16 protein-coding genes are annotated in these 13988 nt (G+C 72.1%); 10 read left to right on the top strand and 6 right to left on the bottom strand.

Translation table 11 applies throughout. The features are described from left to right. Positions 1–19 precede the first annotated feature (19 nt). The 5 genes from ACIOEW_RS18665 to ACIOEW_RS18645 all read left to right on the top strand — a co-directional run bounded on the left by ACIOEW_RS18665 (position 20) and on the right by ACIOEW_RS18645 (position 4383). The gene (locus ACIOEW_RS18665) at positions 20–1234 is read left to right on the top strand and encodes a PP2C family protein-serine/threonine phosphatase (RefSeq protein WP_401964697.1); all 1215 of its coding nucleotides are present in this window, start codon (positions 20–22) and stop codon (positions 1232–1234) included. A 131-nt stretch (positions 1235–1365) separates the two neighbouring features. Next, the gene (locus ACIOEW_RS18660; RefSeq protein ID WP_401964696.1) at positions 1366–2037 is read left to right on the top strand and encodes a TetR family transcriptional regulator; all 672 of its coding nucleotides are present in this window, start codon (positions 1366–1368) and stop codon (positions 2035–2037) included. Further along, positions 2034–2807: an SDR family NAD(P)-dependent oxidoreductase gene (locus ACIOEW_RS18655; RefSeq protein WP_401964694.1), complete on the top strand. Its 774-nt coding sequence runs from the start codon at positions 2034–2036 to the stop codon at positions 2805–2807. Before ACIOEW_RS18660 ends, ACIOEW_RS18655 begins: the two co-directional genes overlap by 4 nt. Positions 2808–2865: 58 nt before the next feature. Then, a complete protein-coding gene (locus ACIOEW_RS18650) occupies positions 2866–3906 on the top strand; it encodes an NAD(P)-dependent alcohol dehydrogenase (RefSeq protein ID WP_401964693.1) in 1041 nt (346 codons plus the stop codon). Between the two features lie 162 nt (positions 3907–4068). Next, positions 4069–4383: a DUF6191 domain-containing protein gene (locus tag ACIOEW_RS18645; protein WP_401964692.1), complete on the top strand. Its 315-nt coding sequence runs from the start codon at positions 4069–4071 to the stop codon at positions 4381–4383. Positions 4384–4474: 91 nt separating this feature from the next. Here the strand turns inward: ACIOEW_RS18645 and ACIOEW_RS18640 are convergent, their stop codons facing one another. Continuing rightward, positions 4475–5077, bottom strand: coding sequence for a phosphatase PAP2 family protein (locus ACIOEW_RS18640; RefSeq protein ID WP_401964690.1), 603 nt, complete (start codon positions 5075–5077; stop codon positions 4475–4477). Further along, positions 5074–5745, bottom strand: a complete 672-nt coding sequence (locus ACIOEW_RS18635; protein ID WP_401964689.1) for a DedA family protein — start codon at positions 5743–5745, stop codon at positions 5074–5076. Before ACIOEW_RS18635 ends, ACIOEW_RS18640 begins: the two co-directional genes overlap by 4 nt. A 278-nt stretch (positions 5746–6023) precedes the next feature. Between ACIOEW_RS18635 and ACIOEW_RS18630 the strand changes: the two genes are divergently transcribed. From ACIOEW_RS18630 to abc-f, 3 genes are all read left to right on the top strand, one after another. Next, complete coding sequence (locus ACIOEW_RS18630) at positions 6024–6356, top strand: BlaI/MecI/CopY family transcriptional regulator (protein ID WP_401964969.1); 333 nt, start codon at positions 6024–6026, stop codon at positions 6354–6356. After that, on the top strand, positions 6353–7291 hold the full coding sequence (locus tag ACIOEW_RS18625) for a M56 family metallopeptidase (RefSeq protein ID WP_401964687.1): 939 nt from the start codon (positions 6353–6355) through the stop codon (positions 7289–7291). The genes ACIOEW_RS18630 and ACIOEW_RS18625 overlap by 4 nt, the downstream gene beginning before the upstream one ends. 243 nt (positions 7292–7534) lie before the next feature. Beyond that, entirely contained in the window at positions 7535–9178 is a 1644-nt protein-coding gene (gene abc-f / locus ACIOEW_RS18620; RefSeq protein ID WP_401964685.1) for a ribosomal protection-like ABC-F family protein, read from the top strand. A gap of 33 nt (positions 9179–9211) precedes the next feature. Here abc-f and ACIOEW_RS18615 read toward each other — a convergent pair whose 3' ends face one another. Genes ACIOEW_RS18615 through dhaK form a run of 4 tightly spaced genes read right to left on the bottom strand, consistent with a single transcriptional unit; the run spans position 9212 to position 11842 of the window. Further along, on the bottom strand, positions 9212–9724 hold the full coding sequence (locus ACIOEW_RS18615; protein ID WP_362545541.1) for an NUDIX domain-containing protein: 513 nt from the start codon (positions 9722–9724) through the stop codon (positions 9212–9214). 49 nt (positions 9725–9773) lie between these two features. Continuing rightward, on the bottom strand, positions 9774–10184 hold the full coding sequence (dhaM, locus tag ACIOEW_RS18610) for a dihydroxyacetone kinase phosphoryl donor subunit DhaM (RefSeq protein ID WP_401964683.1): 411 nt from the start codon (positions 10182–10184) through the stop codon (positions 9774–9776). Then, a complete protein-coding gene (gene dhaL / locus ACIOEW_RS18605) occupies positions 10181–10795 on the bottom strand; it encodes a dihydroxyacetone kinase subunit DhaL (RefSeq protein ID WP_362545547.1) in 615 nt (204 codons plus the stop codon). Before dhaL ends, dhaM begins: the two co-directional genes overlap by 4 nt. 54 nt (positions 10796–10849) lie before the next feature. Next, positions 10850–11842 carry a dihydroxyacetone kinase subunit DhaK gene (gene dhaK, locus ACIOEW_RS18600; RefSeq protein ID WP_401964681.1) on the bottom strand — a complete coding sequence of 331 codons (993 nt, stop codon included), beginning with the start codon at positions 11840–11842 and terminating at the stop codon, positions 10850–10852. 180 nt (positions 11843–12022) lie between these two features. Here dhaK and ACIOEW_RS18595 point away from each other — a divergent pair, with 180 nt between their 5' ends. Continuing rightward, positions 12023–13306 carry an MFS transporter gene (locus ACIOEW_RS18595; RefSeq protein ID WP_401964680.1) on the top strand — a complete coding sequence of 428 codons (1284 nt, stop codon included), beginning with the start codon at positions 12023–12025 and terminating at the stop codon, positions 13304–13306. A 131-nt stretch (positions 13307–13437) separates the two neighbouring features. After that, on the top strand, positions 13438–13983 hold the full coding sequence (locus ACIOEW_RS18590; protein ID WP_401964678.1) for a DUF1697 domain-containing protein: 546 nt from the start codon (positions 13438–13440) through the stop codon (positions 13981–13983). Positions 13984–13988: the final 5 nt, after the last annotated feature.

The following is a 13988-nucleotide window of genomic DNA, read 5'->3' as shown; positions in this document are numbered from 1 at the left end:
GCCCCGGGAGGAGACGGCCGTGACGATCGGGCTCCAGCACCTGTCGACGACGCGTGGAACAACGCTCACGGGTACGGAGGCGGGCGAGGCGGCCGTCAGGGCGCCCAGAGTCGGCAACCGGGCGTTGTTCGGCGGTCTGGCTCTGCTGACCGTCGTGATCGTCCTCCTCGACATGGGGTCCGGCGACGAACTGCGTATCGTGCCGCTGCTGGTCGTCGTGCCCGCACTCGTCTCGGTCTTCACGACGATCCGGCAGACCGTGGGCGTGGCCTCCTGGATCATGGTGGTGGCCGTCACCTCGCGGCTGGTGACCGGTGGGACGTTCTGGGACATCACCAGCAGCGTCGTCATCACGGTGCTCGCCTGTTTCCTCGGCGTCGGCGCGTGCGCCCTGCGTATCCGCCATGCCACCGAGATAGCGCGGTTGCGCTCAGCCGCCGTCGCGCTCCAGCGCCAGATCCTGCGCCCGCTGCCCATCGTGACCGACCAGGTCGTCGCCCACGGCACCTACGCGCCGATCGAGGAGGACCGACTGGTCGGCGGTGACATCTACGAGGTCGTCCAGTCGCCCTACGGGACCCGGGTGATCATCGGTGACGTCCAGGGCAAGGGCCTCGCCGCGATCGGAGCGGGCTTCGCCGTCCTCGGTGCGTTCCGGGAGGCCGCCATCCGCGAGCCCTCCCTGACCGGGGTCGTCGACGCCCTGGAGGACGCGGTCGCCCGGCACAACGCCTTCTCCGCCCAGACCGGTGAGATCGAGCGCTTCGTCACCGCGCTGGTGCTCGGTTTCGACGGCGACGGGCGAGTCCAGGCCGTCAACTGCGGCCATCTTGCGCCCCGCCTGCTGCACGAGAACGTGGCCCGCCCCGTCCCGCTGCGCCGTACATCGGTTCCGCTGGGCCTGGCGGAGCTCAGCAGCGAGGCGCGCGTCACCGAACGGCTGGACTTCCCGGCCGGCGCGACGCTGCTGATGTTCACCGACGGAGTGACCGAGGCCCGTGACACCGCCGGAACCTTCTATCCGCTGGACACACGGCTGGGCCGCTCGGCGCATCTGCCCCCCCGGGAGCTGCTCGACGCACTCCGTCGCGACCTGGAGGAGTTCTCCGGCGGTGTGCGACGCGACGACATAGCCGTGCTCGCCGTGCGGCGGACGCCGTCGGGCACGTCATGCCGGCCCACGCCGACGAGCTACGGCGCGATGCGGGCCGCAGAGGCGTTCAGCGGGCGGTAGCGGCCGTGCCCCGTACCGCGGCCATGCCCCGTACCGCGGCCGCGCCCTGCTTCGCGGCCGCTGGGGCGAACCATGTATGTCCCGGCGAGACTTTTGTCGCGCCGGGACATTTTTGGGTGTACGGTGCAGTTATGAACCGGGAACGGAAGACCCCGGAGAGGCGGAGCCGCAAGGCCCGCCGGACCCGGGACACACTGGCCGAGGCCGCGTTCGAGCTCGTGCTCGACCGGGGTCTGAGGGACGTGACGGTCGAAGAGATCGCGGAACGCGCGGACGTCGACCGGCGCACGTTCAGCCGGTACTTCACGAGCAAGGAAGCCGCCGTCCTGGACTCGGTCCGGGGTGACGGCGACCGGATCAACGACGCACTGCGGGCCCGCCCCGCCGGCGAACCCCCGCTCACCGCGTACCGCCGGGCCGTTCTGGCCTGGCTGGCGGACCCCGAGGCGGAGGCCTGGCACCGCCGCCCGAGGATCTTCGAACTGCTGGTCCTCGCCGAGCAGGAACCGACCCTCTACGCGGCGTTCCACCACATCCGCGTGGACGCCCAGGAGGACTCGGTCGCCATCGTCGCCGAACGGCTCGGCACCGACCCGCGGCAGGACATCCGCCCCGCCGTCACGGTCGCCGCCGGAGCCGGCGCTCTCCTCGCCGCCCAGGCCGCCTGGGTGCGCGGAGGCTGCCCCGACGAGTTGCCCCGACTCGTCGAGCAGGCATTCGACGCCCTTGCGGGGGAGCTGCTCACGCAGCCTCCCGCCGGACCGGCGTCACACAGCACCACGGAAGGAAACGGAACATCATGAGCACCGCCCCCACCCCCGTCGACCAGGAATTCGCCGGCCGCACCGCCCTCGTCACCGGAGGGGCCTCCGGCATCGGCCTCGCCCTCGCACACCGGCTGGCCGCCGCCGGCGCGTCCGTCGTCGTGGCCGACTACGACGAGGAAAGTGCCCGCAAGGCGGTCGCCGCCCTGGAGAGCACCGGCGCCAAGGCCGCAGCGGTGGCCATGGACGTCACCGACCCGGCCTCCGTGGAAGCCGGTGTGCGCTTCGCCGTCGACACCTTCGGCGCCCTGCACCTCGCCGTGAACAACGCCGGCATCGGCGGCCCGAGCAACCCGACCGGCGACTACGCCGTCGAGGACTGGAACCGGGTCGTCGCCACCAACCTGAGCGGCGTCTTCTACTCGATGCGCTACGAGCTTCCGGCCATCGTCGCCGCGGGCGGCGGCGCCATCGTCAACATGTCGTCGATCCTCGGCACCAACGGCTTCGCCGGCTCGCCCGCGTACGTCGCCGCCAAGCACGGTGTCGTCGGCCTCACCAAGACGGCCGCCCTCGAGTACGCCTCGCAGAACGTCCGCGTCAACGCGGTCGGCCCCGGCTTCATCGACACCCCGCTGCTGCGCAACACCGAAGGCCCCGCCCGCGACCACCTGATCTCGCTGCACCCGGCGGGACGGCTCGGCACGGCGGAGGAAGTGGCGGAACTCGCCGCCTTCCTGCTGTCCGACCGCGCGTCCTTCATCCACGGCAGCTACCACCTGGTGGACGGTGGCTACTCCGCCTCCTGACAGGCGGACGGGGGACAGGGGGGCGAGAAGAAGAGCAACTGAGGTCAAGGAGGACCCCATGAAGGCCGTTCAGTACCGCGAAGTCGGCGCCGCACCCGAGGTCGTCACCGTTCCCGACCCGGAGCCCGGCCCCGGACAGGTGCTGCTGAAGGTCACCGCGGCAGGCGTCTGCCACTCGGACATCGCGGTGATGAGCTGGCCCGCGGACCAGTTCCCCTACCCCCTGCCGTTGACGCTCGGCCATGAGGGCGTCGGCACCGTCGCCGGACTCGGCGACGGCGTCAGCGGGCTCTCGGTCGGTGAGTCCGTCGCGGTCTACGGCCCCTGGGGCTGCGGCACGTGCATCAAGTGCGCAGAGGGCAAGGAGAACTACTGCCTGCGCGCCAAGGAACTCGGCATCAACCCGCCTGGACTGGGATCGCCGGGCGCCATGGCCGAGTACATGATCGTCGACGACCCGCGCCACCTGGTGCCCCTCGGCGACCTCGACCCGGTGCAGGCCGTGCCGCTCACCGACGCCGGCCTCACCCCGTACCACGCGATCAAGCGCTCCCTGCCGAAGTTGGTGCCCGGGGCGACCGCCGTCGTCATCGGTACCGGCGGCCTCGGCCACGTCGCCATCCAGCTGCTGCGTGCCATGACGGCCGTCCGGGTCATCGCCCTCGACGTCACGGAGGACAAGCTCGCCCTGGCCCGCACGGTCGGGGCGCACGAGACCGTCCTGTCCGACCAGCACGCCGCTGGCCGGATCCGGGAACTGACCGGTGGCGTCGGCGCCCAGGTCGTCCTCGACTTCGTCGGAGCGCCGCCGACCGTCGCCACGGCCGGCGCCGCGGCCGCGATCGACTCCGACGTCACGATCGTCGGCATCGGAGGCGGAGCGCTGCCGGTGGGCTTCGGCTCCCTGCCGTTCAGCACGACGGTGACGGCTCCGTACTGGGGATCGCGTTCCGAGTTGGCCGAGGTGCTCGACCTGGCCCACGCGGGCGCGGTGAAGGTCCACGTCGAGACGTACTCGCTGGACGAGGCACCGCTGGCGTACGAGCGGCTGCACGACGGCAAGATCAACGGACGGGCGGTCATCCTCCCCAACGGCTGACCGGGCGAAGTCCCCTTCCTCACGACCCTGCGGGCCGTCGCACTGTGCGCCGGCCCGCATCGTCATGCCCGAGGACCTTGCGCGCACCCGGCCCGTATGCGGAGAGAGACCGCCGTATCCGAGGCCGTTGCGCACCGGGATGCAAACGGCGAGACTGCCGGGATGGGTTTCCTCGCGCTGATGACGCTGCCAGGACTGGTGATCGGGCTGACCGCCGCAGCCTTCCTCGACCAGCTACTGCTGCGCGCGGGGCGGGCCGGTCTGCTGCCGTGGCGCAGCAGTGCCCGGCAGGGCCAGATCTCCGCGACCGGGTTCGAGCAGCTGCACGCGACGTTCTCACCCGGCAAGCAGAGCGAGCTCAAGGAACGGCAGAGCGCCCTTCTGCTGCGCGACGACGCGGAGGACGGCGCCCCGCCGCACCACACCACGGTCGACCTCGACGGCGACCTCGCCGTCGTCCGCCTGCCGGGGCAGTGAAAGGGCGCCACTCGCTGAGGGCCCGGTGTCGCCACCGGTCGCTCGCCCGGAGTCTGCCGGACGGGAGACCGGTGGCGCGGCGCGTCCCGCGTCACCCCGCCGCCACCAGCGGGCGCAGCCTGCTGTCGCGCAGCCGCATCACCGCCGGCGCGCAGCGGCGGGCCGCCACCGTCAGTGGCCAGGCGACGAGGGCGCCGGTCAGCAGGCCGATCAGCACATCGTGCGGGTAGTGCGCCCCGATCCACACCCGGGAGGCGCCCATCAGCAGCGCGGCGGCGAGCGCGACCGCGCCGATCCGGCGGTCGGTCAGCCAGATCGCCGTCGCCGCTGCCGCCGCGATGGCGGCGTGATTGCTGGGGAAGGACCAGTCACCGAGCGCCGGACACGCCTCCACCGTCACGACATGCAGCGTCCGGCAGGGCCGTTGTTCATGGAAGACCGACTTGACCAGGTCGTTGACGAGGTACGCGGCCACCACGACCAGGGGGGTGCACAGAGCCATGGCGGTCCGCGCGGGATCCTCGGGCCGGGAGCGCCACCAGGACGCGAGCATCAGCAGGGCGAACAGGGCCAGGCCGTAGTCCGACCAGAGGCGCACGACGGAATCCAGGGCGGCGGGGGAACGGTGGGCCAGCTCGGTGACCCAGGTGTAGAACCCACCGTCGATCGAGGAGGCGGCGGAAGCGAGCGTCATCGGTGAGTGTCTCCTTCGGGGGTGCGCCGGGAACGTGAGCGGATCACTTCGGCAGCGAGCGGGATGAGGGAGACCGCGACCACCACGGCGACGATCGGCAGCAGATACCGGTCGACGTTCGGCACCGAGGACCCCAGCCCGTATCCGGCGAGCACCAGTCCGACGGTCCAGAGCACGCCGCCGGCTGCCTGCCACAGGGTGAACAGGCGCACCGGGACGCCGAGCGCCCCGGCCAGCGGGTTGAGCACGGTCCGCACCACGGGGACGAAGCGCGCCAGCACGATCGCGCGACCATGGCCGTATCTCGCGAGCAGCTCCTCGGCGCGGGCGGCGCCCTCGTGAAGCCGCCCGGCGCCGCTGCGGGCGAGCAGAGCCCTTCCGCCGCGCCGCCCGATCCAGTAGCCGGCCTGGGCTCCGAGCAGCGCGCCGGCCACCGCTGCGATCAGCACCTGCGGCAGCGACAGCTCGACCGGACCGTGCGTGCCGGGCACACAGAGGAGGCCTGCCGTGAACAGCAGGGAGTCGCCGGGAAGGAAGAAGCCGACGAGCAGCCCCGTCTCGGCGAAGAGCACGACGGCGATGCCGAGTGCGCCGAACGTGCCGAGCAGTGAACCGGCGTCCAGCAGGTTCACCGCTTGGGGCAGGGGCGCCGACGAAAGTACGGACACGGTGGCGGGTCTCCATAATGGTGAGCGGGCGGCCTCGCGGAACGCCCGGACTGACTACAGTGATGTAGACGGTCTACATCACTGTAGACGCCCGAACGGGGAGGAGAGTTCCCATGGCCCAGGTGAACGGGATATCGGACGGGGAATCCGCCCACCGGCCGTCCGGCACGTCGGCATCCGAACCCACGCCACCGGACACGGCCGGGACGGGAGCCCCCGCCGGATTTGCGTCCGGCCGAGCCGACCGCGCCGCCGCCGAGCGACGCCCCTCCGGTGAACTGGAGTCCACGATCCTGGCGGCCCTCTGGGCGGCCGGAACCCCGCTCACGCCCGGCCAGGTGCAGCAGGCGATCGAAACGGAACTCGCCCGCACCACCGTCACCACGATCCTGTCGCGCCTCTACGAGAAGGGCTCGGTCACCCGCAGCAGGGCGGGGCGCGGTTTCGCGTACACGCCCACCGAGGACGCGGCCGGACTGACCGCCCGCCGGATGCACAGCGAACTGCGCAAGGAAGAGGACCGCAGCACGGTGCTGGCCCGGTTCGTCTCGCAGCTCACGGACGAGGACGAGAGGCTGCTCCGCGATCTCCTCGACGGTGACACCCGGTGATCTACGCCGTGTGGATTCCGCTGCTGGTGCCCTTCGTCGTCGTTCCCGCCGCCCGTCGGCTGGCCGATGCCCTGGCGCCTGCACGGGCCGTGCGACTCCTGGCCGCGACCGGTGCGGGGCTTGCGGTGTGCACCTTGCTCGCCCTTGCGCTCCTGGTGGTGCCCGGTGCAGGCCGGCTGTCCGCCGTAGCCGCGGCGGGGGAGTTCGTCCGCCCGCTCGCGGCCCCCGCACCGGGCGCGGCCGTCCCGCTCGCGGCAGCCTCCCTGGCGCTGATCGCGGGCTGCGCCGCCGCCGTGACGCGTGCGGTGCGCGGTCACTGGGTCCAGCTCCACCGGGCCTTCCGCCCTGACCGCGGCGACGGGAGAGAGCTGGCGGTCCTGCGGGACGACCGGCCGGACGCCTACGCACTGCCCGGACGGCCCGGCAGCCCCGGCCGGATCGTCGTCACCACCGGCATGCTGCACGCCCTCGACCCCGCCGAGAGGGAGGCGCTCCTCGCCCACGAACGTGCTCACCTCGCCGGCCGCCACCACCTGTACCTCGCAGCCGCTGAACTGTCCGCGCGCTGCCATCCGGCCCTGCGCGCCCTGCGCGCACCCATGGGATACGCACTGGAGCGCTGCGCCGACGAGGCCGCCGCGCACGCGGTGGGGGACCGCCGGGTCGCCGCCCGCGCCATCGGCCGTGCCGCACTCGCCGCCCGGGCCGCCGGAGAGCCGTCCGTGCCCCGCCCGGCGGGGGCGCTCGCGGCGGCAGCCGGGCCCGTCCCGCGCCGTGTCGCCGCTCTGCTCGGCCGGGCCGCCGCGCGCCCGGCCGTCGGCAGGGCCGCGGCCGCTACCCTGCTGGCCTGCCTGGCGGTGTCGGGCGCAGCCGCTCTCGACGCGACGTACGACCTGCACAGCAGCATCGAGATCGCGCAGGGCGAGAACCCGTAGGAGCCGGTACGACTCCCGCGGGGATCCGAGGGCTCCCGCACTGCCCCGGCTACACTCACCCCATGGGTTCGTACTACTTCTTCCGCTGATTCCGGGCAGGGCCGCCGCCGCGCGACGCCGAGCCGTCACCTTGTGACGACCGGTCACGCTGCATGCGGCCGCCCCCTCGGACCGTCCGGAAGCCCCGCCCGCCGCGCCCCGCCATGGGCCGCCGGGGCACGCACCCCCCAGGGAAGATCAACCATGCCCCTCCCGTACGACCGCGCCCAGCTGACCGTGAAAGACGTCTCCAAGGCATACGGAGACCGCGTAGTCCTCGATCAGGTGTCACTCACCGTCCGCCCCGGCGACCACGTAGGTGTCATCGGCGAGAACGGATCCGGGAAGTCCACGCTCCTGCGGCTGATCGCCGGTGCCGAGACGCCGGACAGCGGCGAGATCACCGTCCGCTTCCACGGCGGCACCGGCTACCTCACCCAGACGCTCGCCCTCGACCCCGCCCGCACAGTCCAGGGCGCCGTCGACGCCGCCCTCGCCGAACTGCGCGCACTGGAGCGGCGGATCCGCGCCGCCGAAGAGGCTCTCGCCGCACCCGGAGGCGCCGACGACGCACAACTGGCCAGGTACGGAGACCTGCTGACGGAGTACGAGGAGCGCGGCGGATATCAGGCCGATGCCCGGGTCGACGCCGCACTGCACGGCCTCGGACTCGCGCACCTCACCAGGGAGCGCACGCTCGGCAGCCTCTCCGGGGGCGAACAGTCCAGGCTCGCGCTCGCCTGCGTACTGGCGTCGGGCCCCGAACTGCTGCTCCTCGACGAGCCGACCAACCACCTCGACCTCCGGGCCACCACCTGGCTGGAGGACCATCTGCGCGCCCACCGCGGCACCCTCGTCGTGATCACCCACGACCGCGCCTTCCTGGAACGGACCACCACCGTCATCGTCGAGGTCGACCGCGATCTGCGCAGCGTCGTCCGGTACGGGGACGGCTGGGACGGCTACCGCACGGCGAAGGCCGCGGCGCGCCGCCGCTGGGCGCAGGATCACCAGGAGTGGCTGGACGAGCTGGCCCGCACCGAAGAACTCGTGAACGCCGCGGGCCGGCGGCTCGCCGCCACCGGAAAGGACCCGGGGGAGGGCTGGGGCAAGCACCGCCGTTCGCACGAGGCGAAGCTGTCCGGTCAGGTCAGAGCGGCCGGAACGCGGTTGGAAGGGCTGCGCAGGGCGCCCGTGCCGGCTCCGCCCCAGCCGTTGCGGTTCACCGCAGGACTGACCCTGGCCACCGACGGCGACCGGGAACCGGGGCCACTCGTGGAGCTCGTGTCCGTCTCGGTGGGCGGCCGGCTGAGCATGCCGGCGCTGCGGGTGGACGACGGGCAGCGCCTGCTGGTCACCGGGGCGAACGGGGCCGGGAAGTCGACTCTCCTGAGGGTCCTGGCGGGCGACCTCGCCCCCGACACGGGCACGGTCCGCCGCCGGGCACGGATCGGCTTTCTTCCGCAGGAACTCCCCGCCCGGCTGACCCGCCGCACCTTGCTGGACACCTTCGCGGCCGGACGGCCCGGCCACGCCGACGAGTACACCGACATGCTCCTGGCGCTCGGCCTCTTCCGTCCGGAGGACCTGTCCGTCCCGGTTGCCGCGCTCTCCGTCGGACAGCAGCGGAGGCTGGCGCTGGCCCGGCTCGTCACCCGGCCCGCCGACCTGCTGGTGCTGGACGAACCGACCAACCACATCGCCCTGGCCCTGGTGGAGGAACTGGAGGCGGCGCTGGCGGCGTACGAGGGAGCGGTCGTGGTCGTCTCGCACGACCGCAGCTTCCGCAGCCGTTTCGCCGGCGACCGGCTGGATCTCCACGCCGGCAGGCCCGTCGCCCGCACCTGACGTCGGCGAGGCACGACGACGGGGGCGCGGGCTTCAGAGCCCGTCGTCGTGCGCGGCAGGGTCCTGTCCGCCCGCCAGATGGTCCCGCAGCCGGTCCAGGAAGACCCGCTGGCCCTTGACGAGCCGCTCGGCCGCGACCTCCGGCGCGCACCAGGCGAACCGGTCGATCTCCGGGAACTCCCGCTGCACACCGGACCCCCGCGGCCACTCCATGGTGAACGTCCCCGGTGCTGCCGTGGCCGGATCGAGGTCGGCCTCCACGCCCCACACCGTCACGGTCTTGCCGCCGGCCTGACGCGACTCACCCAGCGCCACCCACGCACCGTCCGGCACCGGGTGGCCGAACTCCTCCTCGAACTCCCGCCGTGCCGCCGCCTCCGCTCCCTCCTCGGGGCCGTACTCGCCCTTGGGGACCGACCACGCCGCACTCTCCCGGCGCGCCCAGAACGGGCCGCCCATGTGCCCGACGAGGACTTCGAAGCCGGTGCCGAGGCGGCGGAACAGAAGGAGACCGGCGCTGCGTCCGGAGCGCGTGTGGGGTGCCATGCCGTCAAGTGTGGGTGCCTGGCCCGGCACCGTACGGACGACAGGCCGCCTAAACCTTGCGGTAGCCGTACGCCTCCGAGGCCGCGGCCAGCACCGCGTCGATGCCGCCGCCCGCCGACGCGGTGACCACCGCGGCCACCGCACCCTCCACGAAGGGTGCGTCCACCAGGCGTGCCCCGTCCGGGAGTTCGTCGCCCTCGGCCAGCATCGCCTTCACCGTGAGCACGGCGCTGCCCAGGTCGACGAGCACCGCGACGCCGGCACCGCCGTCGACGGACCGGGCCGCCTCGGCGATGAGCTCCGCGCTGGTCCCGAGCCCGCCCGCGGGCGTACCGCCGGCCGCGGCCACCGGCGCCGTCGCCCCGCCGGCCGCGAGCTCCCTCGCCAGCTCGGCGACCGCCTCGGCCACCGGGCCGCTGTGCGAGACCAGCACGATCCCGACCTGCTTGTCCGCGCTCACGCGTCACCTCCGACCGCACCGGCGGTCTCCGCGAGCGCGGCGATCAGCAGCGCGGCCGACGTCGCCCCCGGATCCTGATGCCCGATACTCCGCTCACCCAGATAGCTCGCCCGGCCCTTGCGCGCCTGCAGGGGAACGGTCGCCAGTGCGCCCGCCCGGGCCGCGTCCCGGCCTGCCTCGAACGACGTCCCGAGCGCCTCGACCGCCGGCAGCAGCGCATCGAGCATCGTCTTGTCACCGGCCTGCGCACCGCCCAGCTGGGCCACCGCCGCCACACCCGTCCCGAGCGCCCGCGCCAGCTCCTCGGCGCTGACGGCGGGGTCGTCACCCAGTTCCTTGCCCGTGCGCCGCAGCAGTGTCCCGTACAGCGGCCCGGACGCCCCGCCGACGGTCGAGATCAACTGCCGCCCGGCAAGCATCAGTACGGCCCCCGGCGTCCGCGGCGGCTCCTTGTCCAGGGCGACCGAGACCGCGGCGAAACCGCGCTGCAGATTACTGCCGTGGTCGGCGTCCCCGATCGCGGAGTCGAGTTCGGTCAGATGCGCCGCCTCGCGGTCGACAGAGGCGGCGGTCGTGGTCATCCAGCGGTGGAAGAAGTCTGCGTCGAGCACATGCTCTCCTCGGTACGTCGAACGAAACGGCGGGCCCGCGCGGGGGACGGGCGGTCAGCGGCCCCAGCGCAGTGCGGGAGTCTGCACCGGGGCGTCCCAGAGCCGTACCAGCTCCTCGTCCACCTGGCAGAGCGTCACCGAACAGCCCGCCATGTCGAGCGAGGTCACGTAGTTCCCCACGAGCGTACGGGCCACCACCACGCCGCGCTCGGAGAGCACCCGCTGTACCTCGGCGTTGAATCCGTACAGCTCCAGCAGCGGTGTCGCGCCCATCCCGTTGACGAGCGCGATGACCGGCCCCTGCGGCCGCAGGTCCTCCAGCACCGCGTCCACCGCGAAGTCGGCGATCTCCCGCGACGTCATCATCGGACGCCGTTCCCGTCCCGGCTCGCCGTGGATCCCCACTCCGAGTTCGAGTTCGCCGGGCGGCAGATCGAACGTGGGGGAGCCCTTGGCGGGCGTGGTGACCGAGGTCAGGGCCACACCGAAACTCCGCGACGCGTCGTTGACCTGCCGCGCGATGGCCGCCACCCGGTCCAGCGGGGCGCCCTCCTCCGCCGCCGCCCCGGCGATCTTCTCGACGAACAGGGTCGCTCCCGTGCCCCGTCGCCCTGCCGTGAAGAGGCTGTCGGTCACCGCCACATCGTCATTCACGAGCACCTGGGCGACCCGCACCCCTTCCTCGTCGGCGAGTTCGGCGGCCATCTCGAAGTTGAGTACGTCACCGGTGTAGTTCTTCACGACGAACAGGACGCCCGCACCGCTGTCGACGGCGGCGGCGGCCCGTACCATCTGATCCGGTACGGGCGACGTGAACACCTCGCCCGGGCACGCGGCCGACAGCATGCCGGGGCCGACGAACCCGGCGTGGAGCGGCTCGTGCCCGGACCCGCCGCCGGAGACCAGGGCGACCTTTCCGGCCACGGGGGCGTCGCGTCGTACGACGACACGGTTCTCGACGTCGACGGTCAGTTCGGGATGGGCGGCGGCCATGCCGCGCAACCCGTCGGCGACCACGGTTTCGGGGACGTTGATCAGCATGCGCAACGGAATCTCCCAGGAAGGCTGTCGACGCTGGACCACCACCGTAGGACGCCGGAGGTCCCGTGCGAAGAACCGCATGCGTCCGCTCTCTCGCGATGTCCCCGGTGCGGCTGGAAAATGACGGGCACTCTCACCTCCCTGGCACATACCGTCGAGGCCGGACCGGACCGAGGAGGGTGCGCAGTGGGTACAGGTGAACCGTCGCAGATGGAGCCGGCGGCGGGTGAAGCCGTTGCTCCTTCACTCCGGCGAAACCCCGCCTATCGCATGTTCCTGGTGATCCAGGCCCTGTCCGCCCTCGGGGACTCCTTCTCGTACGTGGCGATTCCGCTTCTGGTGCTGCACAGCACGGGGTCGGTGGTCCAGATGGGGGTCGTCACCGGCCTCACGGGAGTCGCGTCGATCGTCACGGGCGTGTTCGCCGGTGTGATCGCGGACCGGTTCGATCGCAGGCGGCTTCTGATGATCAGCGACGGGGCCCGCTGTCTGCTCTACGCACTCATCCCACTGGTCTGGCTGTTCGCGACGCCGATCTGGCTGATCTACACCATCGTGCCGGTCGTCGGCGTCTTCTCCATGCTCTTCCAGGTCACCTACGTGACCGTGGTCCCGGCCATCGTCGCGCCGGACCAGATCGCGAGAGCCAACGGACATCTCTTCGCCACGTTCGCCGTCGCCGGGGTCGCCGGCCCGGCACTGGCGGGCTTCGTGGCCGCGGCCGCCGGCCCGGCCGCCGCCATCGGCATCGATTCCGTGACCTTCATGGTCTCGGCTGTCGGCGTACTGTTCGTCAGGATCCGCACGACCCCGCGCGTCGATGCCGACCGGGCCGGACACGGCGCGGTGCGGCGGGAGTTCCTGGCAGGAGCGCGGTTCCTCTGGGCGCATCCGGTGCTCCGGCCGCTGACCGTGCTGCTGTCGCTGCTGACCTTTCTCACGTACGGGATGACGGACCTCGTCATCTATCTGCTGAAGCACGATCTCGGCCACCGCGACACCACGGTCGGCTACGTGCTGGCGGCCGGCACGGTCGGCACGTTCATCGCCTCCGCCGTGGTCGCCCGGGTCCGTGCGCGAATGGGGTTCGGGGCGAGCTGGATCACGGCCTTCGCGCTGGCAGGCGTGGCCGTCGCCTGCATGGGGCTTTCGCGGAGCGTGCCGGTGATCGCCGTCCTGATGACGGTCAACGTCATGTGCACCGGTGTCGCCGGAATTTCCTCCATGTCGCTGCGTCAGGAGGTGACTCCGAGCCGGCTGCTGGGACGGGTCACCTCCACGTTCTGGACCCTCCACTCGGCCCTGGGGCCACTGGGCGCGGCCGCTGCCACGGCGGCCGCGGCCGGTGTCGGAGTCACCGCGGTCCTCGTCGTCATCGGCATCGCCGTGCTGTGCATCGCGATGGCGGGTACGGTGACCGGGATCGCGAAGTCGTCGCCCGCCGGGGGGCTGTCGGGCGAGGTCGCATGACCCGCCGGCGAATCCGCCGGGGCGCGCGGACCTGCTGTTCCCCCGTCAAGTGGTGCACGGGCTACTCTGTCGCACGCCGGTCGTGGCTCCACTCCTCTTGCGCACATCTCCTTGCGGACAGGTGATCTGATTTGCTGTACATCGCGTTCCTGCGCGGGATGAACGTGCCGGGCCGCTCGGTGAAGATGGAGTATCTGCGGGGTCTGTTCACCGACATGGGATTCGACTCGGTACGCAGCTACATCCAGAGCGGCAACGTCTTCTTCGAGTCCGACGAGACGGACCGGGCCGTGCTCGGCGCCCGGATCGGTGAGCACCTCGAACGGGAACTCGGCTACGAGGTCGCGGTCTGTCTGCGAACGGTGCCGGAACTGGAGGCGCTGATCGCGCTCGACCCGTTCAAGGGCGTCACGGTCACCGACGACCTGCGCTGCTGCGTGGTGTTCACGACCGAGCGGATCGATCCGGAGCTCTCTCTGCCGATGCTCTCTCCGAAGAAGGACATGGAGATCATCGGCAGCACCGGGTACGACGCCTTCGTCGTCTGGTATCTGATCAAGGGCAGGGCGCCCGCCGCGAAGGGCTTCCAGGAGCGCGTCCTGGGCCACGACGCGACGACGCGCTTCTTCCACACCGTGGTGAAGATCCTCGGTGCGGCCAAGAAGGGCGCGGCCTGAGGGAC

This window comes from Streptomyces sp. NPDC087901 (genome assembly GCF_044742205.1).
In the GTDB taxonomy this organism is placed as follows: Bacteria; Actinomycetota; Actinomycetes; order Streptomycetales; family Streptomycetaceae; genus Streptomyces.
This window is presented reverse-complemented; position numbering and strand designations above follow the sequence as displayed.